This window comes from Jiella pacifica (assembly GCF_010500815.1).
GTDB classification, from domain to species: Bacteria; Pseudomonadota; Alphaproteobacteria; order Rhizobiales; family Rhizobiaceae; genus Jiella; species Jiella pacifica.
In genome coordinates, this window is the sequence record NZ_JAAAMG010000034.1 from 13097 (window position 1) to 35570 (window position 22474).

Annotated in this window: 21 protein-coding genes and 5 pseudogenes; 21 read left to right on the forward strand and 5 right to left on the reverse strand. The window is 62.1% G+C overall.

Features of this window, described 5'->3' with window-relative positions:
• Positions 1 to 27 precede the first annotated feature (27 nt).
• Complete coding sequence (repA, locus tag GTK09_RS24760; protein ID WP_163466087.1) at positions 28 to 1242, reverse strand: plasmid partitioning protein RepA; 1215 nt, start codon at positions 1240 to 1242, stop codon at positions 28 to 30.
• Between the two features lie 499 nt (positions 1243 to 1741).
• Here repA and trbB point away from each other — a divergent pair, with 499 nt between their 5' ends.
• From trbB to GTK09_RS24815, 11 genes are all read left to right on the forward strand, one after another.
• On the forward strand, positions 1742 to 2713 hold the full coding sequence (gene trbB / locus GTK09_RS24765) for a P-type conjugative transfer ATPase TrbB (RefSeq protein ID WP_163466088.1): 972 nt from the start codon (positions 1742 to 1744) through the stop codon (positions 2711 to 2713).
• On the forward strand, positions 2703 to 3080 hold the full coding sequence (locus GTK09_RS24770) for a TrbC/VirB2 family protein (RefSeq protein ID WP_163466089.1): 378 nt from the start codon (positions 2703 to 2705) through the stop codon (positions 3078 to 3080). Before trbB ends, GTK09_RS24770 begins: the two co-directional genes overlap by 11 nt.
• Complete coding sequence (locus tag GTK09_RS24775) at positions 3073 to 3372, forward strand: conjugal transfer protein TrbD (protein ID WP_163466090.1); 300 nt, start codon at positions 3073 to 3075, stop codon at positions 3370 to 3372. Before GTK09_RS24770 ends, GTK09_RS24775 begins: the two co-directional genes overlap by 8 nt.
• 7 nt (positions 3373 to 3379) lie before the next feature.
• Complete coding sequence (locus GTK09_RS24780) at positions 3380 to 5824, forward strand: conjugal transfer protein TrbE (protein ID WP_163466091.1); 2445 nt, start codon at positions 3380 to 3382, stop codon at positions 5822 to 5824.
• Entirely contained in the window at positions 5796 to 6596 is an 801-nt protein-coding gene (trbJ, locus tag GTK09_RS24785) for a P-type conjugative transfer protein TrbJ (protein WP_163466109.1), read from the forward strand. Before GTK09_RS24780 ends, trbJ begins: the two co-directional genes overlap by 29 nt.
• A gap of 183 nt (positions 6597 to 6779) precedes the next feature.
• Positions 6780 to 7946, forward strand: a complete 1167-nt coding sequence (trbL, locus tag GTK09_RS24790; protein WP_163466092.1) for a P-type conjugative transfer protein TrbL — start codon at positions 6780 to 6782, stop codon at positions 7944 to 7946.
• Positions 7947 to 7953: 7 nt separating this feature from the next.
• Entirely contained in the window at positions 7954 to 8616 is a 663-nt protein-coding gene (locus GTK09_RS24795; protein ID WP_163466093.1) for a conjugal transfer protein TrbF, read from the forward strand.
• 20 nt (positions 8617 to 8636) lie between these two features.
• Complete coding sequence (gene trbG, locus GTK09_RS24800; protein ID WP_163466094.1) at positions 8637 to 9461, forward strand: P-type conjugative transfer protein TrbG; 825 nt, start codon at positions 8637 to 8639, stop codon at positions 9459 to 9461.
• A gap of 3 nt (positions 9462 to 9464) precedes the next feature.
• Positions 9465 to 9932, forward strand: a complete 468-nt coding sequence (locus GTK09_RS24805; RefSeq protein WP_163466095.1) for a conjugal transfer lipoprotein TrbH — start codon at positions 9465 to 9467, stop codon at positions 9930 to 9932.
• Entirely contained in the window at positions 9929 to 11239 is a 1311-nt protein-coding gene (gene trbI, locus GTK09_RS24810) for an IncP-type conjugal transfer protein TrbI (RefSeq protein WP_163466096.1), read from the forward strand. Before GTK09_RS24805 ends, trbI begins: the two co-directional genes overlap by 4 nt.
• Entirely contained in the window at positions 11239 to 12024 is a 786-nt protein-coding gene (locus tag GTK09_RS24815; protein ID WP_163466097.1) for an autoinducer binding domain-containing protein, read from the forward strand. Before trbI ends, GTK09_RS24815 begins: the two co-directional genes overlap by 1 nt.
• Before the next feature lie 299 nt (positions 12025 to 12323).
• On the opposite strand, the pseudogene GTK09_RS27260 reads toward GTK09_RS24815, so the two are convergent.
• Positions 12324 to 12455: pseudogene (locus tag GTK09_RS27260) on the reverse strand (IS3 family transposase); the annotation flags it as partial.
• 18 nt (positions 12456 to 12473) lie between these two features.
• Here GTK09_RS27260 and GTK09_RS24825 point away from each other — a divergent pair.
• A pseudogene (locus GTK09_RS24825) lies at positions 12474 to 13076 on the forward strand (FAD:protein FMN transferase); the annotation flags it as partial.
• Between the two features lie 139 nt (positions 13077 to 13215).
• On the opposite strand, the pseudogene GTK09_RS24830 reads toward GTK09_RS24825, so the two are convergent.
• Positions 13216 to 13623: pseudogene (locus GTK09_RS24830) on the reverse strand (pseudoazurin).
• 351 nt (positions 13624 to 13974) lie between these two features.
• Between GTK09_RS24830 and GTK09_RS24835 the strand changes: the two are divergent.
• Together GTK09_RS24835 and GTK09_RS24840 are read left to right on the forward strand one after the other, a co-directional pair.
• Positions 13975 to 15156, forward strand: a complete 1182-nt coding sequence (locus GTK09_RS24835) for an HPP family protein (protein WP_246218119.1) — start codon at positions 13975 to 13977, stop codon at positions 15154 to 15156.
• A 438-nt stretch (positions 15157 to 15594) separates the two neighbouring features.
• Positions 15595 to 15957 (forward strand): annotated as a pseudogene (locus GTK09_RS24840) (transposase); the annotation flags it as partial.
• Between the two features lie 80 nt (positions 15958 to 16037).
• Here the strand turns inward: GTK09_RS24840 and GTK09_RS24845 are convergent.
• Positions 16038 to 16373, reverse strand: a pseudogene (locus tag GTK09_RS24845) (MerR family transcriptional regulator); the annotation flags it as partial.
• 84 nt (positions 16374 to 16457) lie between these two features.
• Here GTK09_RS24845 and GTK09_RS24850 point away from each other — a divergent pair.
• From GTK09_RS24850 to GTK09_RS24880, 7 genes are all read left to right on the forward strand, one after another.
• Entirely contained in the window at positions 16458 to 16682 is a 225-nt protein-coding gene (locus GTK09_RS24850; protein ID WP_163466101.1) for a heavy-metal-associated domain-containing protein, read from the forward strand.
• Positions 16683 to 16798: 116 nt separating this feature from the next.
• Positions 16799 to 18928 carry a heavy metal translocating P-type ATPase gene (locus GTK09_RS24855; protein WP_163466102.1) on the forward strand — a complete coding sequence of 710 codons (2130 nt, stop codon included), beginning with the start codon at positions 16799 to 16801 and terminating at the stop codon, positions 18926 to 18928.
• Between the two features lie 60 nt (positions 18929 to 18988).
• Complete coding sequence (locus GTK09_RS24860) at positions 18989 to 19432, forward strand: DUF411 domain-containing protein (RefSeq protein ID WP_203561194.1); 444 nt, start codon at positions 18989 to 18991, stop codon at positions 19430 to 19432.
• Complete coding sequence (locus GTK09_RS24865) at positions 19429 to 19917, forward strand: copper chaperone PCu(A)C (protein WP_163466103.1); 489 nt, start codon at positions 19429 to 19431, stop codon at positions 19915 to 19917. Before GTK09_RS24860 ends, GTK09_RS24865 begins: the two co-directional genes overlap by 4 nt.
• Positions 19914 to 20531, forward strand: a complete 618-nt coding sequence (locus GTK09_RS24870; protein ID WP_163466104.1) for an SCO family protein — start codon at positions 19914 to 19916, stop codon at positions 20529 to 20531. Before GTK09_RS24865 ends, GTK09_RS24870 begins: the two co-directional genes overlap by 4 nt.
• Before the next feature lie 199 nt (positions 20532 to 20730).
• Positions 20731 to 21153 carry a MerR family transcriptional regulator gene (locus GTK09_RS24875; protein WP_163466105.1) on the forward strand — a complete coding sequence of 141 codons (423 nt, stop codon included), beginning with the start codon at positions 20731 to 20733 and terminating at the stop codon, positions 21151 to 21153.
• Entirely contained in the window at positions 21140 to 21715 is a 576-nt protein-coding gene (locus tag GTK09_RS24880) for a copper chaperone PCu(A)C (RefSeq protein ID WP_163466106.1), read from the forward strand. The genes GTK09_RS24875 and GTK09_RS24880 overlap by 14 nt, the downstream gene beginning before the upstream one ends.
• A gap of 30 nt (positions 21716 to 21745) precedes the next feature.
• Here the strand turns inward: GTK09_RS24880 and GTK09_RS24885 are convergent, their stop codons facing one another.
• On the reverse strand, positions 21746 to 22351 hold the full coding sequence (locus tag GTK09_RS24885) for a cation diffusion facilitator family transporter (protein WP_163466112.1): 606 nt from the start codon (positions 22349 to 22351) through the stop codon (positions 21746 to 21748).
• Between the last annotated feature and the right edge of the window lie 123 nt (positions 22352 to 22474).

Genomic DNA, 22474 nt, shown 5'->3' on the forward strand with positions numbered 1-22474 from the left:
CAATTTGCACGGCTGTCAAAATTGGGGTCATTTGCGACCCCACGCCTTGTGAACGAGAGCGGTGATCTCGCCATTCACAGCGTTCAGAGACTCGACCGCTCGGTCATAGGTCGCTCGCACGAACTGAACACGCTCGACTTCGTAGACTGTCTGCTTCGTGATGCCGGCGTCGGATATGGCTGTAGACTTCACCATTTGATTGTTCAGCATTCTCTTGTTGAACATAGCCTGCATGAAGCCAACCATTTGCGCCTGGGGCCCATCTGTCGCTTCATATCTCGTCACGAGAAAGCGGAACCAATCGAGTTTGACCTTGGCTCCAGCACTCTTGATGGATTGCAGGATCCCGCCGAGCATCAGCAGGAACTGACTCATGCTCATGATGTCCAGCATTTGGGGATGCACGGTGATGAGCACTGCGGTGGAGGCCGTCAAAGCGGTCAGCGTCAAGTAGCCAAGCTGGGGGGGGCAATCGATCACGACCACGTCGTATTCGTGGTCAACTTCCTTCAGGGCTTTGGAGATGCGGGTAAAGAACAGACGCCCCTCGGGCGAATTGGCGGCGGCGAGGGGGGTCTCGTATTCGTACTCCTGCAGCTCCAAGTTCGCGGGGACAATATCCAGCCCAGGAAAGTTCGTAGGTTGGATTATGTCCTTGATTGAGCGGCGCTCATTGTCATAGCGCAGCGCTTCAAACAGGGAGGGGTTCTTGTCAAGCTCAGGCTGAACACCGTGAAGCGCCGTCAGCGACGCTTGCGGATCCAGATCGATGGCCAGAACGCGGTGTCCCGTGAGGGCAAGATATTGAGCGAGATGAGCGGCGGTCGTGGTCTTTCCCGAACCGCCCTTGAAATTGACAACTGAGATTATCTGCAGGTGCTCGCCATCACGTCGGCGCGGCACGTAGTTCTTCACGTCGCTGCGGCCATGCTTGTCGAGATACTCGCGCAGTTCGAGCATTTGCTCAGCGGTGTAGGAGCGCCGACCCGACGCCGATACCGCGGGTGCCGGGCCCTTCCCATCAAGGTGGAGCTTCTTGATGTGATTTTGTGTTACACCGATGAAATCTGCAACTTCGGCAAGCGAGAACAGTCGCAGCCCTTTTTGTGCGTCAGGCGGGTACTGTTCCAGACGGAGCATGTTCAATCGGTCAGAGATCAACTCACCCTGCTGGATGATCTCTTCGTCGAAATCCAAGTCGTCTAGCTCTGTGACCGGCACCACCGAATTCTCGCCTTCCATGAAATAACGCTTTTCCCACGACACCACGCAGGAAAGCGTTATTAGTATGTGCGATTCCGAATGTGGCGCAAGCGGTTTTTGGTTAATGAAGCCTTAATGCGAGGCGGGCCGGCATGGCCACCGCGCTCAATGTCAAACCGATTATAAATTTGTTTTCAAATATTTAACCGATGTACGCAGCCGGTGTTGGTCCGAAACTTGTCCCGGCAGTTTTGACGGGGGAGGGGGAGAAGAAACCGGCAATATAGCCGAACTCGTCCGAAATTTGCAGAAATCAGCCAATTTTGCCCCGACTCAGTGAATTGAGTCGCATCAAAGCCCCGGCCAGGGCCGTTTAGCGGACTGAACAGTGATTGATCCCGGCAGAACTGCCGGGATGACCAGATCCTCCGCATGCGGCAAATACCGCAACTCAGCCATGAGTAGTGTAGGCGGATGAAATGCAGAGCATGGTAGGACAAGTCGGTGGTGCGCAGATTGCGCCGGCAGTAGGAACTCTATGACCGCGTCGCCCTCCCGGTCACGGCTAATCCGCAAACTGCGCGAGGCCCTGGGCGAGACAATCTGTGCCGCGCTCGAAGACGCGAACGTCGTCGAGGTGATGGTCAATCCGGACGGCCGCCTATTCGTCGAACGGCTGGGGGAGGGGATTGAGCGCATCGGTGAACTCAAGCCAGGCGCGACCGAAATCATTGTTGGCAGCGTTGCCCATGCCCTGCAAACGGAGGTCGACGAGGATCAACCGATCATCTCCGGTGAGTTACCGATCGACGGCCACCGCTTCGAAGGCCTGCTTCCGCCGGTAGTCAGCGCACCGAGCTTCACAATCCGTCGGCGCGCGTCCCGCCTGATCCCACTGTCGGACTATGTGTCCAGCGGTGTCATGACCCAGCTGCAGGCTAGCCTGATCCGGCATGCAGTGCATGATCGCCTCAACATTGTTGTCTCAGGTGGAACCGGGTCGGGCAAAACAACGCTGGCTAACGCGGTGATTGCCGAGATCGTCAGCGAAACGCCCGCACACCGTCTGCTCATTCTTGAAGATACGGCCGAGATCCAATGCGCCGCCGAAAACGCCGTCGCGCTGCACACTATGGACACGGTCGACATGGGCCGGCTCCTCAAAAGCACGATGCGCCTGCGCCCCGATCGCATCATCGTCGGCGAGGTACGGGACGGTGCGGCGCTGACATTGCTCAAGGCCTGGAACACCGGCCATCCCGGCGGCATAACCACGATCCACGCCAACTCCGCTCATTCCGCTTTGCGCCGGCTCGAACAGCTGACGGCCGAGGCAAGTCAGCAGCCGATGCGCGAGGTGATTGGCGAGGCGGTCGATCTCGTCGTCTCGATCGAACGGACGGCCACAGGCCGCCGGATCCGCGATGTCATGCGCGTCAGCGGTTTCGACGGGAATCGCTACGAAACGGACCACCATTCACAAATCGACGAGAACAGCCATGCTGCATAGGTGCCATCGACCCCCCAAACCGGGCTTCTCCATCGGACTGATCGCCGTTGTCGCGGCATCCCCCGCTCTTGCCAGCTCGGGTGGCGGGCTGCCATGGGAAGGGCCACTTCAGCAAATCCAGGAGTCGATCACGGGTCCCGTCGCCGGGTTTATCGCCTTGGCAGCCGTTGCCGTGGCCGGGGGCATGCTGATCTTCGGCGGCGAACTCAACGATTTCGCACGACGGCTCATGTATGTGGTCCTGGTTGCCGGCATTCTTCTCGGGGCGACGCAGATCGTCGGTCTGTTCGGCGCCTCGGGCGCATCGATCGGGCTGCCCAGCGAATCGGCGGAACTCAGCGGAGCAGGGGCGGGGAGCGATGGCTGACGCGGTCACTCCTCTTGCCACCTCGCGCTTCCATCGCGCGCTGTCGCGGCCGAGCCATTTGATGGGGGCGGATCGCGAGCTCGTGCTGATGACCGGTCTCGCGACGGTCATCCTGATCTTCGTCGTCCTCACCTGGTATTCCGCCCTTCTTGGGGTTGCGATCTGGATCACCGTTGTCGCCGGATTGCGCGTGATGGCCAAAGCCGATCCGATGATGCGGCAGGTCTATCTGCGCTACATCCGGTATCGGCCCTCCTATCGCCCGACGTCGGCACCGTGGCGAAGATACTGATCCGTCCATGGTCGCGCTGAAGCACTTCCGAAACACCGACCCGTCCTTTTCCGACCTCTTGCCCTATGCGGGCTTGGTCGCGGATGGCGTCATCCTTCTTAAGGACGGCTCGCTGATGGCGGGCTGGTACTTTGCCGGCCCGGACTCGGAGAGTTCGACCAATAGAGAACGCAATGAGGTCTCTCGCCAGATCAATGCGATCCTCTCCCGCCTTGGCTCCGGCTGGATGATCCAGGTGGAGGCGGTTCGCGTTCCGGCCACGGCTTATCCCGACCGAGGGAGTTGTCGTTTCCCCGATCCCGTCACGCGGGCCATCGACGAGGAACGCCGTGCCCATTTCATGGCTGAGCGAGGACATTACGAAAGCCAGCACGCGCTCATCCTAACCTATCGTCCGCCGGAGCCGCGACGCTCGGCCATGGCGCGGTACGTCTATTCGGACGAGGGCAGCCGCTCGCAGACCTATGCCGATGGCGTCCTCGACAGGTTTCAGGCGTCGATCCGCGAGTTCGAGCAGTATCTCGCCAACGTGCTGATGATCCGCCGCATGGTGACACGCAGAGTCATTCATCCGGAGAGTGGTAATGAAGCGCGCTACGACGAACTCTTCCAGTTCATCCACTTCTGCATTCTCGGGGAGAACCACCCCGTCCGGCTGCCGGCGATCCCGATGTATCTCGACTGGCTGGTTACGGCCGAGTTCCACCATGGCCTTTCGCCCATGGTGGACGGCAGCTATCTCGCTGTCATCGGCATCGACGGATTTCCAGCCGAAAGCTGGCCTGGGATCCTCAATTCCCTCGATCGGATGCCGCTCACCTATCGCTGGTCGAGCCGCTTCATCTTTCTCGACGATCACGAGGCGCGGCAGAAACTCGAGCGTACTCGGAAGAAGTGGCAGCAGAAAGTGCGGCCGTTCTTCGACCAGCTGTTTCAGACCCAGAGCCGCTCCGTGGATCAGGACGCGATGACAATGGTCGCGGAGACGGAAGATGCGATCGCCGAGGCATCCTCCCAGCTCGTCGCCTACGGCTATTACACGCCGGTGATCGTCATGTTCGACACGGACGAAGCCCGCCTTCGCAGCCAGGCCGAGGCGGTCAGGAGGCTCGTCCAGGCAGAAGGTTTCGGCGCGCGGATCGAAACGCTCAATGCCACGGAGGCCTATCTTGGCAGCTTGCCGGGTAACAGTTACGCCAATGTGCGCGAGCCGCTGATCAACACGCGTAATCTCGCCGATCTGATCCCGGTGAATTCCGTCTGGGCGGGCAGCCCCACGGCACCATGTCCCTTCTATCCGCCACACGCTCCGCCGCTGATGCAAGTCGCCAGCGGCTCGTCACCCTTTCGCTTGAACCTTCATAGCGACGATGTCGGTCATACGCTGATCTTCGGGCCGACCGGATCAGGCAAGTCGACCCTGCTGGCGCTGATCGCCGCCCAGTTCCGACGCTACGAGGACGCGCAGATTTTTGCCTTCGACAAGGGTCGGTCGCTTTATCCGCTCACGCTCGCCGCGGGCGGCGATCATTACGAGATCGGGGCAGGGGAGGGCACGCTTGCCTTCTGTCCGTTGAGCGAACTGTCCACTGACGGCGATCGGGCCTGGGCAAGCGAATGGATCGAGACGCTCATCGCCATGCAGGGCGTGAGTATCAACCCGGATCATCGCAACGCGATTTCCCGGCAGATCGGCCTGATGGCCTCGGCTCGCGGCCGGTCGCTGTCCGATTTCGTAAGCGGCGTCCAGATGCGCGAGATCAAGACGGCCCTTCAGCACTACACAGTCGACGGACCCATGGGACAGCTCCTCGATGCCGAAAAGGACGGGCTGGCGCTTGGGACGTTCCAGACCTTCGAGGTCGAAGAGCTGATGCAAATGGGCGAGCGCAATCTCATTCCCGTCCTCTTATATCTCTTCCGCCGGATCGAGAAACGCCTGACAGGTGCGCCCAGCCTGATCATCCTCGACGAGGCCTGGCTGATGCTCGGCCATGCGATCTTCCGCGACAAGATTCGGGAATGGCTGAAGGTCCTGCGCAAAGCCAATTGCGCGGTTATCCTCGCCACGCAGTCGATTTCGGACGCCGAGCAGTCGGGCATCATCGACGTCCTGAAGGAAAGCTGTCCGACGAAGATCTGCCTTCCGAACGGCGCGGCGCGGGAATCCGGCACGCGCGAATTTTACGAACGTATCGGCTTCAACGAGCGGCAAATCGAAATCGTCGCCACCGCGATCCCCAAGCGGGAATATTACGTCTCGTCCCCGGAAGGCCGGCGCCTGTTCGATATGGCGCTGGGTCCAGTCGCGCTCGCCTTCGTCGGCGCCTCGGGCAAGGACGACCTCAAACGCGTTCGTGAACTCAGCCTGCGGCACGGCGCAGAATGGCCGGTCCATTGGCTCGATGAAAGGGGCGTCGATGATGCCGGACACCTTCTCTCGAACGGCTAGGCTCGCTTCGGCTGCAGTTTTGGCCGTGTCGATGCTCCATGCCCCTGACGCCTTCGCCGGATCGGCGACGGGTGGAGCGACGGAATGGACCCAGCTCCTCAACAATTCCGAGCTTGTCAGTCTGGTTGGGCAGTCGACCGAGCAGATCAACAATCAGGTGACGCAAATCACCCAGCTGGCGAAACAGATTCAAAACCAGCTCAAGATCTACGAGAACATGCTGCAGAACACGCTGACCCTGCCAAACCACGTTTGGGGCGAGGTCGAAAGCGACCTCGACCAGCTACGCTCTCTGGTCAATCAGGGCCAGTCGATCGCTTTCTCGATGGGGAATGCCGACGATGTGCTTCGGCAACGCTTCCAGAGCTTTGCCGATTTCAAGAGCGGGCTCGCCAATGGCGAGACCTTCTCGACAAGCTATCAGAATTGGTCGGACACCAATCGCGACACGATCGCGGCAACCCTGAAGGCTGCCGGTCTGACCGCTGATCAATTCTCGTCCGAAGAAGCGACGATGAGCCAGTTGCGCTCGATGTCGCAAAGTGCGGTCGGCCAGATGCAGGCGCTTCAGGTCGGCCACGAGCTGGCAGCCCAACAGGTGGCCCAAGCCCAGAAGCTGCGCGGCCTGGTGTCTCAACAGACGACGATGATGGGAGCCTGGTACCAGTCGGAGCAGGCGGCGAAGGACCTCGCGCAAAACCGGAGAGAGACGTTCTTCAACGCCACGCCACCCTCGACGTCCGGCGGTCAGATGATGGAGCCGCGCTGGTGATGAGGATTGTCGTCATTGCCGCGGTCGTCCTTGCCGCGATCATCGGAGCGTTGTCGTGGACCGTCGCCGGGTCGCCTGGCACCAACCGATCCAACGCCGCGACGGAGCCTGACCGGAAAACATACGACACAACCAGCGGCCAGGAGATGAGGCCTCGCTGGAACACCGGCAGGGAGAAGGCTGATGCCGAAAAAAGCAACTAGCCTGGCCGCACTTGGCCTTGCCGTCGTCGTCGCTTCTCATGTCCCGGCGTTTGCTCAAGAGGGCGCGCTGTTGACGCAGCTCGAAAACGAAATAGCCACTGCCGCGAACGGGTGGCAGACGACCATCATGAATGCGGCCCGGTCACTCTTCTGGATCCTGGCCGGCATCGAGGTCGGGATTGCCGCCGTTTGGCTCGCAATCTCGGCGGCGGCGCTTGACACCTGGTTTGCAGAGTTGGTGCGACGGATCATGTTCATCGGCCTTTTCGTCTTCATCCTGGAGCAGGGGCCGGATTTCGCGAAAGCCGTGGTCGACAGCCTGTTTCAGATCGGCGCCGGCGGCGGCTCGGCCTCGCCCGCAAACGTCTTCAATGCAGGCCTGCAGGTCGCAAGCGAAATGTCGAACAAGGCGCAGTTCGGTCTGTTCGAAGACAATGCGCTGGCGATCGCAGCGGTGTTCGCCATGGTCGTGGTGGTGATCGCATTCAGTCTCGTGGCCGCGATCTTCGTCTCGGTCATGGTCGAAATGTATGTCGGTCTGCTCGCCGGCATGATCATGCTGGGCCTCGGCGGATCCAGCTACACCAAGGACTTTTCCGTCCGCTATCTCGTCTACGCGTTCTCGGTGGGCATGAAGCTGATGGCACTGGTGATGATTGCCAAGATCGGCTCTGAAGTCCTGATCGGTCTCGCCAACACGCCGTCGAACGGCGACGAGTTCCTCTCGACGCTCGCGATCGCCGGCATCTCCGTCGTGGTCTTCGTGATTGCCATGTATGTCCCGAACATCGTCCAGGGCATGGTCCAAGGCGTGTCCGTTACGGGTGGAATGGAGGCGATCCGCCACGGCGCGCAAGCCGCAAGTTTCGCAGCGGGTGGTGCTGCGCTGGCTGCCGGCGGTGCGAGGGCAGGGGCGGCCGCTTTCTCAAACGCCCGAGCTGCCGGAAATTCATTCGGTGCGGCGGCCCTGAAGGGCATGACAAGCGGGGCGGGTGCCGCGGGCGGCGCCGTCGCCTCGGCCGCCAGAGACAAAGCCATCGGAGTGCCAGGCACCTGGGGCTCTTCCACGCTCGGACTTGCCAACGCGAAGCTTGATCAGAGCCAGGGAAAACCGACGCCGCGGCCCTCCAGCGACGACAAGGCGTGAATGCGAGATGGCGAAAACCTCAGTCCCCGACAATCCATACCTCGCAGCCCGCCAGGAATGGAATGAGCGCTATGGCTCCTATGTGAAGGCCGCGGTCGCCTGGCGCATTGTTGGCATCACCGGGATGGCCATCGCTGTCATCGGCTTTTCCTACGCGCTCTATCAAAGCACGCAGGTGAAGCTCGTCCCCTATATCGTTGAGGTCGATAAACTCGGCACGGCCGCTTCGGTCGGTTACCCGGAGCAGATCGAATACGCCGATCCGCGCGTGGTGCGGGCAACGCTTGGGAGCTTCGTGACGAATTTCCGGTCGGTGACACCCGATACGGTCGTCCAGAAGCAATATATCGACCGCGCCTATGCGCTGCTGCGCTCCTCCGACCCGGCGACCGAGAAGGTCAATGCCTGGTTCCGGAACAATTCGCCGTTCGACCGGGCGCGGACCATGACGGTCGCCGTCGAGGTGACCAACATCGTGCCGCTCTCCAACCAGAGCTATCAGATCGATTGGACGGAATACGAGCGCGATAGGCAGGGCAAGGAGCTGGCGGCCCGCCGGTTTCGCGGCGTTGCGACCGTGACGCTGACGCCACCCCAGGACGAGGCCGTCATCCGTCTCAATCCCATCGGGCTTTACCTGAAGGATTTCGATTGGACGGCGCAGCTGTGAGTGCATGAGGGGATAATCAAATGATGAGAATGAAACGCCGCAACAGAATGTTGTGCGCCGGCGTCATGCTTGCAGCTACGGGGTTACCCGCCTCCGCGCAGCAGCTGAACAGAAATGAGGTTCGCGGCACGCAGCTGTCCGGCGAGTGGCAGCATCGCAACGGCCTGGTCACCCGCGGGCCGGACGGCAAGGTCGTCTTCCTTTATGGCGAGGTTCAGCCCTCGGTCGTGTGTTCGCCGCTGCAGGTCTGCGATATCGAATTGCAGGCCGGCGAGATCGTTCGCGATGTGCTTGTCGGCGATACGGTTCGCTGGAAGGTCGAGCCGGCGACCTCCGGTGCGCCAAGCGGGCAGGCGATCCACCTGATCGTCAAGCCGTCCGAACCCGGCCTCGTCACCTCGATGGTCGTGACCACCTCGCGACGGACATATCATATCCAATTGAAGTCCGATCGCAGCCGGTACATGGCGCGCGTCGGCTTCGAGTATCCCGAAGACGTCAACGCCCGCTTCGCGGAAATCAATGCGCGCATCGAAGCGAGCGTCGTCCCAGGCGCGGGCGTTCCGGCCGATCAGCTTGATTTCGGGTTCCGGGTCAGCGGTTCGGCGCGATGGCGGCCGACGCGCATCTATAGCGATGGCATGAAGACCTACATCCAGTTTCCCTCCTCGCTCTCGGGCCAGGACGCGCCGGTCCTGTTCGTCGTGTCAGGAGGTGAGAACCGGATCGTCAACTACCGGATGAAGGGATCGATGATGGTAGTCGACTATAATCTCGACCGCGCAATCCTCGTCTCCGGTGTCGGCCGCCAGCAGCAGAAAATCACCATCGGGCGGAAAGGGTAGGGGATGCGCGAACTCCGAACTTATGCCGGTCCGCTTGCTCTGTCGGTCTGCCTGGGCCTCATCGCCGGTTGCCAGACAATGAGCGGTCCGGGTCTGACCGAAAGCATCGTTACAGCTCAGCTTTCGCCCGAGTCCGCAGCTGCGATCGCGGGGGACATGGTGGCCTCGCTGTCTGAGCAAATCGGGCCGGGAAGCACGACCATCGTTCTTCGAGGACATGATCCCATCTTCGGCCCCGCCCTCGAGGCGTCCTTGCGCGGGCAAGGTTATGCGGTCGTCACGGATCAGGCCACGGATGGCATTGCGGTGGCAGCCTTGGCCTACTCTGTCGATCCGTTCGAGGGCGGCGTGCTCGTTCGGCTCTCGACGGCCCGGGTCGAGCTGACACGGATGTACACGGCCAATGCCAGCGATGCTGCGCCGGCGAGCCCTTTGTCCGTCATGCAGCGGATGTCGGCAGGCACGGCATGACGGTGTCTCTCAAGCTCGGCGCTGCCGCATCTCAGGACGGCCCGAAAATCCGGCGGCTCAATCGCTTGCCGATCGTCGTCGCTGTCCTGCTCGTCGTGCTGTTTTTCGCGGTGATCTTCTATGGCTTGTCGTCGCGCGGCCTGCGCTTCGGCGGCGATCCGCAGATCGCTCCGTCATCGGCGCCGCCGGCGTCGAGCGATGCGGAGCGCCTGAAGCGCGATGTCCCGGATGGGATCATTGGCGATCCAGAGCCGTCGCCGTTTCAGCCCAAGCCACCGGCCAAACAAGAGCCAGCTGCCAACCCCTTCACGCCGGAAGGAAAACCCGAACCATCGGGCTCGCCGTCTCGGGCTCCAGCTCCGGCGCTCGAACCCGAAACCGTGTGGCGCGCCCGACTTAAGCGTGAGCAGGACGAGCAGCTCCTGCGCGAATATCACCGCCAGAAGATGGCGAGTGTGCAGGCCATGGATGCCGCCGCCAATTCGCCGATCGCGGTCAGCCTGGATGATCTCGACACGAATGACACTGCGTCGATGCCGCAATCATCAGAGACCAATTCCGTAGCCAACCAGCCTAGAAGCGCGATGGATCTCTACGGCGCCGCGCTGCAGGCAGGTCTCGGTCGGCAAAACGGCGATCCAAATAGACAGGGGGGCAAAGAGCAGTTCTTAAATCAGGATATTGCCGATCTCGGCTATCTCCCGAATTCCGTCGTCGCTCAGATGTCACCATTCGAACTGAAACGCGGTTCCGTGATACCGGCAACACTCGTCACCGGTATCAATTCCGATCTTCCCGGCCGCATCACGGCCCAAGTGTCCCAGAACGTATATGACAGCGCAACGGGTCGACGCCTGCTCATTCCGCAGGGCTCTAAGCTCTTCGGCCGCTACGATTCAAAGGTGACCTTCGGACAGGATCGCGTGCTCGTGGTCTGGACCGACATCATCTTCCCGAACGGCTCGACGTTGCAGATCGGCGGCATGGCCGGGACCGATGCGGCAGGCTACGGCGGCTTCCATGATCAGGTTGACAACCATTATCTCAAGACATTCGGCTCGGCGATCCTGGTTGCCCTGATCGGCGCTGGAACCGACATGCTTCTGCCGCAGGACAGTTCCAGTTTTGGGGCAACTGACAGCGCGGCCGATGCCGCCCGTCGCTCTTTTGCCGAAACCTTCGGAGAAATCTCGCAGCAGACGGTTTCAAAGAACCTCGAAATCCAGCCGACCCTTGAGATCCGGCCTGGGTACCGATTCAACGTCCTGGTCGATCAGGACATCATCTTTCCAGGGGCGTATCGGTGATGCTGAGGATCGCGGCCAACCCGGAGACTTCGCGCGCTGCGATCCTTCGCAACGCCGCCATTTGTCGGAATTGCATAGCAGTGGATGAGTTGCTCTTACATTTGATCGATACGCTATCGCTTCCCCTCGAGGAGCGCGCCGCGCGCCGTGCGCTGCGGGATTTTTCCGAAGATGCGGGCTTCGACTATTACGCCTATCTGCACCTTCGCGGCCCCGAGAGCTTCACCGTTTCGAACTATCCGCGCGAATGGCAGGACATCTACGTTCGAAACAACTATCTTCGCGTCGATCCGGTTGTAACGAACGCCAAGCACGGCCCGCCGATCTTCTCCTGGTCGGCAGCGGACGCCAAGCGTTCGGGTCGTCGAGACATCACACAGTTTTACTCCGACGCGAGCCGGTTCGGAATCCGCTCTGGTCTCTCAGTTTCCGTGCCCGTTGGCTTCAAGGATCGAATGGTCTTCACGTTGGCATCCGACAATCCACGGGTACGCATTGACAGCGAGCCCGATCCCATGACCGCAGCAATGGCGGTTGCCTTTGTGCATTCGCGGCTTGGCGCCGCGAACCATGATGCGACCATGGCTACTGATATTCATCTTTCCCCAAGAGAGGCGGAATGCCTGCGGTGGTTTGCGGACGGCATGTCGATGCCGGATATCGCCGAGACCGTCGGCATCGGATATCGCTCGGTACGCTCTTATCTCGACGAAGCCACACGCAAGCTCAGCGCCTCCAACAGCCGGCAGGCCGCCTCTATCGCGATTCGGCTTGGTTTGATCTAGTCGAGTTGGTGAGCGCTCTTCAAAAAGCGTCCGGAAGAAGCAAGCTGACCAGCTGGCTCCCGCGCCGCCACATTGCAAAATTGGATACAGGAGAGTTGCAGCCCGACGTTCCAATCATTTTACGCACGCCCCATTGCGGACATTAAAGGACTGTTAGTCAGCTATCGTCCGATACCGAGATGGTCGGCGAAAAGCGTTCAATCGTAGTCTCGCCGAAAGAGACCTGTTTCGGTAAGGCGCGGTACGACGTCTTTGACGAAGCGGTGCATAGTTCCGACCGAACCGCCCGGCACGGCGACGAAGCCGTCGATCGCGGCGGTCGCCTTGGTTCGGGTCTGGAAGACGGCGCGCCAGACGAGTTCGGTTTTCAGGGTCTTGAAGAAGCTCTCGACCATGGAATTATCGTAGTAGTTTCCTTTGCCTGACATCGAAAGCTAACCGCACCATCGCCCGAACTCTTGGCGGTGTTGACGCTTGCGGCGTCCGTGCACTGCGAGACCGGCGGCCTGTTCGATCCGACGGTGCAGCCTCTGTTCGCGGCCTATGCCGAACACTTCGCGAAAGCGAACACGCGATCGCGTGATCTGCCGCGGAAAATCTTCGATACCGCTCTCGCCGGGGTCGGCTTCAAGGCGGTTCGTTTCGATGCCGGCGCCGTCGCCTATACGCGCCCCGGAATGGCGATGACCCTGAACGGCGTCGCCCAGGGCTTTATCACCGACCGGGTAGCGACGCTGCTCAAGGCTCGGGGCTTCGAAAATGTCCTGCTCGATGTCGGCGAGGTCGTCGCGCTGGGCGGCGGGCGTGACGGACGAGGATGGCGGATCGGTCTGAAGCAAGGGCCGGATGACGACACGGTTTTGGAGCGGCTGACCTTGACCGACCGGGCGGCGGCAACCTCCATGCTGCGCGGCACGACGCTCGATGCCGCGGGCCGGTTCGGACACATCATTCATCCGCGTCAGGGGCTGGTCAGGCCGGCTTTTCCGCGTGTTTCGGTCGTCGAGGACAACGCGGCGAGGGCCGATGCCTGTCGACGGCCGCCGTCCTGATGACGTTCGATCAGATATCGCAATGGCGTGCGCGGGGCGTCGATATTCGCGTCTGATCCAACGGCCGAGGAGCCGAAAAAGGCCGGCGGTTCATCACCGCCGGCCTTTGGGGTTTGCGTAGCTGGCGTTTTTGGGTGAGTTACTGCTTCACCCGTTCGAACAGGTCAGCGAAATTCTGCTTGGCCTTGCCGGGATTCTTGACCCTTTCGGCCTCGGCGAGATTGGTCGGTTCGCCGACCACGATCAGCGCGACCATGCCAATGCCGTAATGGGGCGTGCATCGGATGCCGTAGACGCCTTCCTCGTCCAGGGTCACCGTCACGTCCTGGCTTGGCTTGCCCTTGAACGTCTCGGCCCCTTCCGGGATCATGCCCTTGATCTTCTAGGCGTTGTGGCCGGCATCGACGGAGATGAAATGGATGGTATCGCCCCGCTCGGCACGTACCAGGTCGGGCTCGAACACCATGATGCCTTTCTCCCCCTTGTTCAGCATCTTCACCTCGTGCTCGGCGGCATGGGCCGGCAGCGCCATGGCGGCGAAAGCCATGCCGGCGAAGACGGTGTTGAGGAAGGCTTTGTAGTTTCTCATGGCACAGATCCTAGTCTTGACATCGACTCGTAACCGATCCCGTCGTTCTACGGTTTAAACGGCGATGGTCGTTGCGGCCGCGCAAACACCATGTCGATCGACATCCAGGCCGCACTGGACTTGCCTCGGAGAAGTGTAGAAATGTTTCGATTTTATGCGGCCTGCCTCTCGAATTGAAGCAGGCCGATGAAGTGGAGCGCTTCAGCAGGCTTAGACGTTGCGCCTCCATGCCCAACCAAATTTTGACGCCTGTCTTTTGTGCAGAATGCTGATAAATGCGGCACTATCTTTCCCATGTTGGCACTCGCAATGGCTCGGCTTCTTCTTCGTCTTCTTCCTGACCTCGGCCACATCAGTGCGTTCGAGCAAATGCGAGCCAGCATCGGAGCGCTTATCGGCATTGCCGTTACAGGCTTCTGCACGCTCCTGCTCCTTAGTGTTGATACCGCCATCCCTCTTCTGGTTGCGCCGATGGGAGCGTCAGCGGTTCTTTTGTTCGCGGTGCCGTCCAGTCCTTTGGCTCAGCCCTGGTCGATTATCGGCGGCAACGTATCTGCCGCGCTGGTCGGGATTGGTTGCCGGGTGCTGATTCCCGACCCGCTTCTTGCCGCAGCGGTCGCAGTCTGCGTCGCCATAGCTCTTATGTTCGTTCTGCGATGTCTCCATCCTCCAGGTGGGGCGGTTGCGGTCACCGCTGTTCTGGCTGGTCCGATCGCCGACACCTTGGGATTCGCCTTTGCCGTCGTTCCGATCGGGCTTAACTCGGCGCTCTTGCTTGCGGTGGCGCTTGTCTACAATCGATTGACCGGACGGAGATATCCGCGCCTGCGGCCATCAGGGAATGTGAATCCCCATGGCACAAGAGATCCGGTGCCGCGGGATCGAACCGGGTTCACGCTGGACGATCTTGATGTGGTGCTGGAGCGCCGAGGAAAGGTCGTCGATATCGATCGCAACGATCTGATGGAAATCCTGACGACGGCCGAGGACGAGGCTTATCGGCGCCGATCAGGCGATCTGACTTGTGGGGATGTGATGTCACGGGATGTCGTGACAGTATCGCCGACAACGACGATCGGCGAGGCGTGGGCCATCATTCGCGATCGAAATTTCAGCGTGCTTCCGGTGACAACGGACGATCACAAACTCGTCGCCCTCCTTTCGCGGGAGAATTTCGTTGATGCTGTCGGAAAGGGTCTTGGACGACCGTCCCTGTGGGCGGATAAGCGGTTGGAGCGCGGTCTCCACCAGGGCTTTTCGACGCGATTGCCGGTGGAGAAAATTGCCTCGAAAGATCCCCAGACAGCCATGACGACGACCTCCATCGCAGAACTCGTTCCGATTCTGTCGAAAGCAGGTCTGCACCATATCGCGGTGGTTGACGAGACGTCCCGACTGATTGGGCTTGTCACCCAGTCGGATCTGGTGATGGCGCTGTTCAAGGGAGATATTGGCGGCTGTCCGCCGTCAGCACCGATGGCCCAGAATTGAGTTTGTAATTTGAGGAGGCCGAGCCAACCCAGGTCTGACGACGGACACTTGGTTTGGTTAGCGAACCAGGACGACTTCGACGAATACCGCTTCGGCAACTTCGTCCCACTGCCGATCGGCCGTCAATGCCGGCACGCAGAGATGTCGCGCGAGGCCATACAGACACGGTCGCCAAGAGAAAGGCCGGCGGTGCGTGTCAGCGCACGAAAATCCGCCGCCAGCATCGCTTGGTCGGCGTCTACAGCGACGACGTTCTACTGCAGTTCCTCGAAGATCAGCGTAACAGTCTCGCGGGGGATTCCGACTTCGAGCAATCGCGTTGCCACTTCCGCCAGATTGATCGCTAAGATAGAGGCGCCCGGCACGGTAGTGGAGACTGGAGCGCACCCCGTTTTGACCGGACAGGCGGCATAGCCGATAAGGCATAGGCATCCGCCTATGAGTACGACTATGTCGAAAGCTCCTGATGGCCCGTTTTCGCGGGTTGAAATGATCACCTCGGTGCAGCGCCGGCGGCGATGGTCGACGGCCGAGAAGGTCCGCCTCGTGGAGGAGGCGATGCAGCCGGGAATGAGCGTGTCCTTTGTGGCGCGGCAGGCGGGTGTCTCCCCGTCGCAGCTCTTTGCCTGGAAGCGCCGGATGCTGGAGGGCGGCCATGCCGCGGTCCAGGCCGACGAGGATGTGGTCGGCACGTCGAGGGTCCGCGATCTGGAAAAGCGGGTCCGCGACCTCGAGCGCCTGCTCGGCCGCAAGACGATGGAGAACGAGATCCTCAAAGAGGCTCTCGACGTCGCGAGGTCAAGCCCCCGTACTCCAGTGGCGGTCGGAAGCGCACGACCGTGGTCGCGGAGCACTTCGCTCACCCGGCAATCGGCGACTTAGTGGTTCGAGCAGTCCGTCATCCTCGCGACCTCTACCCTCAGCGCCGTGAGCCTGGCGATCTTGTGGTCGATGTTGGCGAGCCGCGCCGCAGCGATAAGGCCGGCGCTTGTGCAGGGATGGTCCGGCTCCCCGGCCAGCGCCAGGAGTTCACGGATCGACTGGATCTCGAAGCCGAGCTCCCGGGCATGCCGGATGAGGCGCCGGCGACGAAGGTCCGCGGAATCATAGAGACGACGGTTGCCCTCAGTCCTCGGTGGTGATGGCAGAAGCCGGATCTGCTCGTAGTACCGGATGGTCGGGATTTTGATGCCGCTCGCACGCGATGCTTCGCCGATTGGAACACCTTCGTCAACTTCCGCTTGCTCCTCTAGTCACTTGAGGATGTACGGATCCCGTCGACCAGTCACAAGGAGGTCGATATGGACGCACAACTGACGGCGACGACCCTCACCATTGAGGGTATGGACTGCGCTGGATGTGGACGGAAGATCGAGCGGGCGCTGCGCGATATCGACGGGGTCCGTGACGTTTCCCTTCACTATCCCGACACCACCCTCGGCATTCTCCATGGCGCCGCCATTTCGCCCGACGCCATCCATGAGCGGGTCGTGGCGCGGGACTACGGCGTGCGCGGCCCGACCTAATCTGATCCTTCCGTCCCCGTCCAAGTCACACGGACGTGAACCCGGGCAGCTCCCCAACTGCTTGCTTCTCAAGTGGCTAGAGGATGCAAAAAAGCGGCCAACCGAACGAGGCAACGATGAGCGACACCCCGGCTGAGATGCGGTTCCGCGTTAGCGGCATGGACTGCGGCTCCTGCGCCTCAAAGATCGACACAGCGGTCCGGCGCATGCCGGGCGTCGGCGATGTCTCCGTGTCCTATCCGGCAGAATCCCTCACCGTGCGGCACGACGGAAGCGTCGAAGAGGACGCCGTCATGCGGCAGGTTAAACAACTCGGCTTCGGTGCCGCGCCCGTCTCGCCCGGGGGTGCGCGCACGGCCGCTCCCGCTGACACTCCTGTGGCAACACCGTGGTGGCAGGCACGCAAGACGAGGGCCACGCTCGCCTGCGCGGCCGCCCTCGTTCTTGCCTATGCCGTCGGCCACCTCTTTCCCGCGGCCGAACGTATCGCCTTTCTCCTTGCCCTTCTGGTGGGCCTCGTACCGGTCGCGCACCGCGCCTTCGCCGCGGCGCGTTTTGGCACCCCGTTCTCGATCGAGATGCTGATGACGGTTGCGGCCGTCGGAGCGGTCGCCATCGGCGCGACCGAAGAGGCGGCTGCGGTGGTTCTCTTCTTCCTCATCGGTGAGATGCTAGAGGGCCTAGCGGCGAGCCGGGCTCGGAGCAGCATCTCGGCGCTGGGGGATCTTGTGCCGAAGACGGCCTTCGTGGAAGAGGACGGGGAGACCCGCGAGATCGATGCTCGAGCCCTTGAGGTCGGCATGGTCATCCTCGTGCGGCCGGGCGATCGGATTGCCGCAGACGGCGAGGTCGTGGAGGGCACGGGCGATGTCGACGAGGCGCCGGTGACGGGCGAAAGCGTGCCGAAGCAAAAGGGCATCAAGGATCCCGTCTTCGCCGGCACGATCAACGCCAGCGGCGTGCTGCGCGTGAAGGTGACAGCGACGAGCGCCGACAACACGATCGCCCGTATCGTCAGGCTGGTTGAGGAAGCGCAGGAGGCGAAGGCCCCGACCGAGCGCTTCATCGACCGTTTTTCGAAGGTCTACACGCCATTCGTCGTGGTGGTCGCGGCCCTCTTCGCCCTCGTGCCGCCCCTCCTGTTCGGCGGCGACTGGTCGGAGTGGATCTACAAGGGCCTCGCGCTCCTCCTGATCGGCTGTCCCTGTGCCCTTGTGATCTCGACGCCGGCAGCAGTCGCTGCGAGCCTTGCCTCCGGAGCACGGCGCGGCCTTCTCCTGAAGGGCGGCGCCGTGCTGGAGGGCCTGCGCGACCTGACAGCGATCGCCTTCGACAAGACGGGAACGCTGACGGAGGGCAAGCCGAAGGTGACCGACGTCGTCGCGTTCTCGCGCACGCGGACGGTCGTTCTGTCGATGTCGGCAGCTCTGGAACGTGGCTCAAGCCATCCGTTGGCGCTCGCTATTCTTGAAGCGGCTGGCGCGGAGAAGGCGCCGATCCCCCCCGCCTTCATGGCCGAGGCGGTCGCGGGCGAAGGGATCACGGGCAATATCGGAGGGGAGGCCGCCTTCTTTGGCTCGCCGAGGGCGGCTGCGACCCGCGCCCCGCTCGCTCCGGATCGGATGGCTGCCATCGAGGCGCTGAACGCGCAGGGGAAGACCGTCTCGGTTCTGGTGGTGAGGGGCGAGGCAATCGGTCTGGTAGCTCTTCGGGACGAAGCCCGTCCGGACGCTGCCGCCGGCTTGGCGCGGCTCTCGTCGCTGGGCATCCAAACCTTGATGCTAACGGGCGATAATCGCCGCACGGCCGAGGCGATCGGAGCGGGCATTGGGATCGAGGTCCGGGCCGAGCTGATGCCCGAGGACAAGCAGCGGATCGTGCGCGAGCTCCAAGGCAACGGCAAGAAAGTCGGCAAGGTAGGCGACGGGATCAACGACGCCCCTGCGCTCGCCGCCGCGGACATTGGCATCGCCATGGGCGGGGGCACCGACGTCGCCCTTGAAACGGCGGACGCGGCGGTGTTGCACGGACGGGTTTCGGACGTCGCAGACCTCGTTGCTCTATCGCGGGCAACGATGCGTAACATTCACGTCAACATCGCCATCGCACTCGGGCTGAAAGCCGTGTTCCTGGTGACGACCGTGGTCGGCATTACGGGGCTCTGGCCGGCGATCCTTGCCGACACCGGCGCGACCGTCCTCGTGACCGCCAACGCCATGCGCCTGCTTCGCTGGAGGCCGCGGTAAACTGACTAACGACGGCTCCTGCGACTGGGCGCCGGTCTGACATCGAAGAAGGATGAACCCATGAGGATCAAACGGACGACAATCCTTGCCGGCGCGCTCGCATTCTTTTCCCTGCCGGCGCTCGCGGCCGAAACCGTCGACGTGTTTTCGACTTCGGGATGCGGCTGCTGTATCGGCTGGATCAAGCACATGCAGGAAGCTGGGTTCGAGGTCACCAACGAGAACCTTGCCATGGCGGACCTCTACGCCAAGAAGATCGATGCAGGGTTGAAGCCTGCCCAGACCTCATGCCACACGGGCTTCGTAGGCGGCTACGTCGTCGAGGGGCACGTCCCGGCAGCGGAGGTGAAACGCCTCCTCGCTGAGCGCCCGGACGCGGTCGGCCTCACCGTTCCCGGCATGCCGGCTGGCAGCCCCGGAATGGGAACGAGCGATCAACCCTACGAAGTGCTTCTTGTCGGTCGAGACGGCACGTCCACCGTCTATGCGAGCTACCCGAAATGACACCCCCGACCCTCGCGGCTGCAATCGCCGCCTGTCTCGTCTTCCTTGGCCCCGTCGCGGCGCATGAGTTCAAGGCCAGCGACCTGACGATCGACCATCCCTCGTCCCGGCCGACGTCACCGGGCGCCAAGGTCGGCGTTGGATACGTCTCGATCCGCAACGATGGGTCGAAGGCCGACCGACTCATCGGAGGATCGGCAACTGTCGCCGGGCGCTTCGAGATCCACGCTTCCAGCGTCGAGGACGGCGTCGCCCGCATGCGCCGCGTCGATGACGGGATAGTCGTGGAGCCCGGCGCGACCGTCAAGCTCGCTTCGGGCGGCGTCCACGTCATGCTGCTCGACCTCAAGCAGCAGATCGTGAAGGGCCAATCGTTCGATGGAACCCTCGCATTCGAGCGCGCCGGAACCGTGCCGGTCCGCTTCATGGTCGAAGGCTTCGGCGCTGCTGCTGCCGCGGCTTCTCATAAGAAGCACAAGCCGTGAGGCTGCGCACCATCCGTCTCTGGCTCTGGGGTACGGTCGCCGCGACCGCTGGCATTCTTGTCGGCACTGCATGGACCTTCTCAGGTAATCCCCCTCCTGCGCCTGCCGCTCGGACGGCGACCACCATTCCTGTCGGCGGCGAGTTTGCGCTGATCGACGAAAATGGGAAGTCGAGGACGTGGTCCGACTTTCGCGGCAAGCCTGTCGCTGTGTTTTTCGGCTTCACGCACTGCCCCGACATCTGTCCGACCACGCTCGGCGAACTGTCTGTTCTCCTTGCCGATCTCGGACCCCGTTCCGACGATCTCCAGGTCGTGCTCGTCAGCGGAGACCCGGAGCGGGACACGCCGGAGATTCTGAACACTTACCTTGAGTCCTTTGATCCTCAGATTGTCGGGCTGACAGGCTCGGAGGCGGAGGTCGAGCGCGCCTTCTCCACATTCAAGGCATACCGCAAGAAGGTGCCGACGGACGGCGGCGACTACACAATCGACCACTCCGCCGGAGTTTACCTCTACGACCGGGATGGCGGCTTCGTCGGCACTCTGGACATGCACGAAGGAATGAAGGTGCAGCGGGAGAAGGTGGAGCGGTTGCTTGCTATCGATAACTGAAGCTCCAATGCTTCAAGCTGTCCTCGGCGGAAGGAAGCTGATTTAGCGGGGAGAACGCCGACGACCGCGCCTGCTCTTCTGGTCCGCGTTGCGGACGAACTCGAGAGCTCAGTCTGGGCCATGATGAATTCCTTGCGTCCGATCGGGGGCGACACTACCTCCTCCAGCGGCTAGAGGAGCAGGGAGCATAGGGCAGAACATGCAGAGAGCGGTTGCCATCGGCGGCGCATCGAGGGCGAGCGGTATCAAGATTCCCACGATCCGCTACTACGAACAGATCGGACTGCTGCCATCACCGTCTCGCACGGAGGGCAACCGACGCCTCTACGACGAGGACGATCTCAGCCGCCTCCGGTTCATACGCCATGCTCGGGAACTCGGCTTCGAGGTGGACGCGATCCGGCAGCTTCTCGACCTCGCAGGTCATCCGTCCCGTCCCTGCCGCGACGCGGACGAGATCGCCCGGACTCACCTCGCCGAGATCGATCGGAAGATCGCCAGGCTGAGCGCCCTCCGCGAGGAAGTGGAGCGGATGACCCGCTGCCGAAACGAAACGGTCGCGGACTGCCGCGTCATCGAGGTTCTCGGGGACCACTGTGAGTGCATCCATGATCAGCATTAGGAGCGGCGGTCCACGAGGCCGGGTTCATCGGACGATCCTGGGCGCGCTCCCGGAGATCACCACCGTCTCCAAGAGGCTCCTTCAGTGCCTTACTGTCCTCTTCCCGGGCATGGCGGCGGCGCTGCAGGCTGTTCCGGCTCAAGGCGCCCCCGCTGGGTCTCTGCAGGTCGAGCACGCTGACGTCGTGCTTCCGCGGAAGACCGGGGAGCCGCTGGAGGCCTACCTCGTCATCTGGAACTCATCCTCTCGATATCGGTCTCTGGTCGACGTCCGCAGCCCCGTTATCGCCGGGCTGTCCGTGGCGAGTGGCATCGGAGCGCACGCGGCGTTGACATCCGGGCCGATGGAGCCGCTTTCGATCCCGCCCCGGTCGGAACTCCTGATGAAGAGATCCGGCTTGCACATGGAAATAGAAGCGACGGGCTCCCCGCTGAAACCCCAAGGAAAGATCCCTCTCACTCTCGTGTTCGGCGACGGCGAAAGCCAGATGGTGACCGCCGAGATCCGCGCCCCGGGCGAGAAGCTCGAGGATCATCATCACGCAGAAGCGCGAGCCGACTGACGGCATTTACCGTCGCGGCAGTCGCCCTCGTCAGACGACGTGAGCCGGCCGGAGCCGGCAGGCCTGCGCGACCTCCGGCGTTTCGACCTGCACCGTGCAGTGCTCGATCCCGAACTTGTCGTGCATTTCGCCCGGAAGCCGCGACATCATCGCGTCGGTCGCCTCCCGGTCCGTGCAGACGAGGTGGACGGTCATCGCGGTCTCGGTAGTGCTCATCCCCCAGACATGAAGGTCGTGTACCTCCTCCACGCAATCCGCCGCCGCGAGGTGCACGCGAACCGCGTCGAGGTCTATCCCCGGTGGGACCGCGTCGACGGCGAGCCTGATGGAATCCTTCAAGAGCCCCCAGGTGCCGACCAGGATGACTGCCGCGATGACCAGACTGACGGCAGGGTCGAGCCAGGTCCAGCCCGTCCACATGATCAGCAGCGCGGCGACGATGACCCCGACCGTCACGGCCGTGTCGGCTGCCATGTGGAGAAAGGCACCGCGGATGTTGAGGTCGCCCTTGCGGCCGGACATGAACAGCCAGGCCGTGATGCCGTTGACGAACACGCCGACCACTGCGACCCAGAGGACGGTGGAGGTGGCGACTGGCTCGGGCTCGATCAGGCGACGGATCGCCTCCCATCCGATTGTCCCCCGTCAGCGCCTATCGCACAGATTTGAGGTTGTGATGTGAGGAGGGTTTGGGCTTCGTCGTAGTGACGAAGGAACGAAGATGAAGCCCAAACCCTCCAATCCAAAATCGCCGGCCAA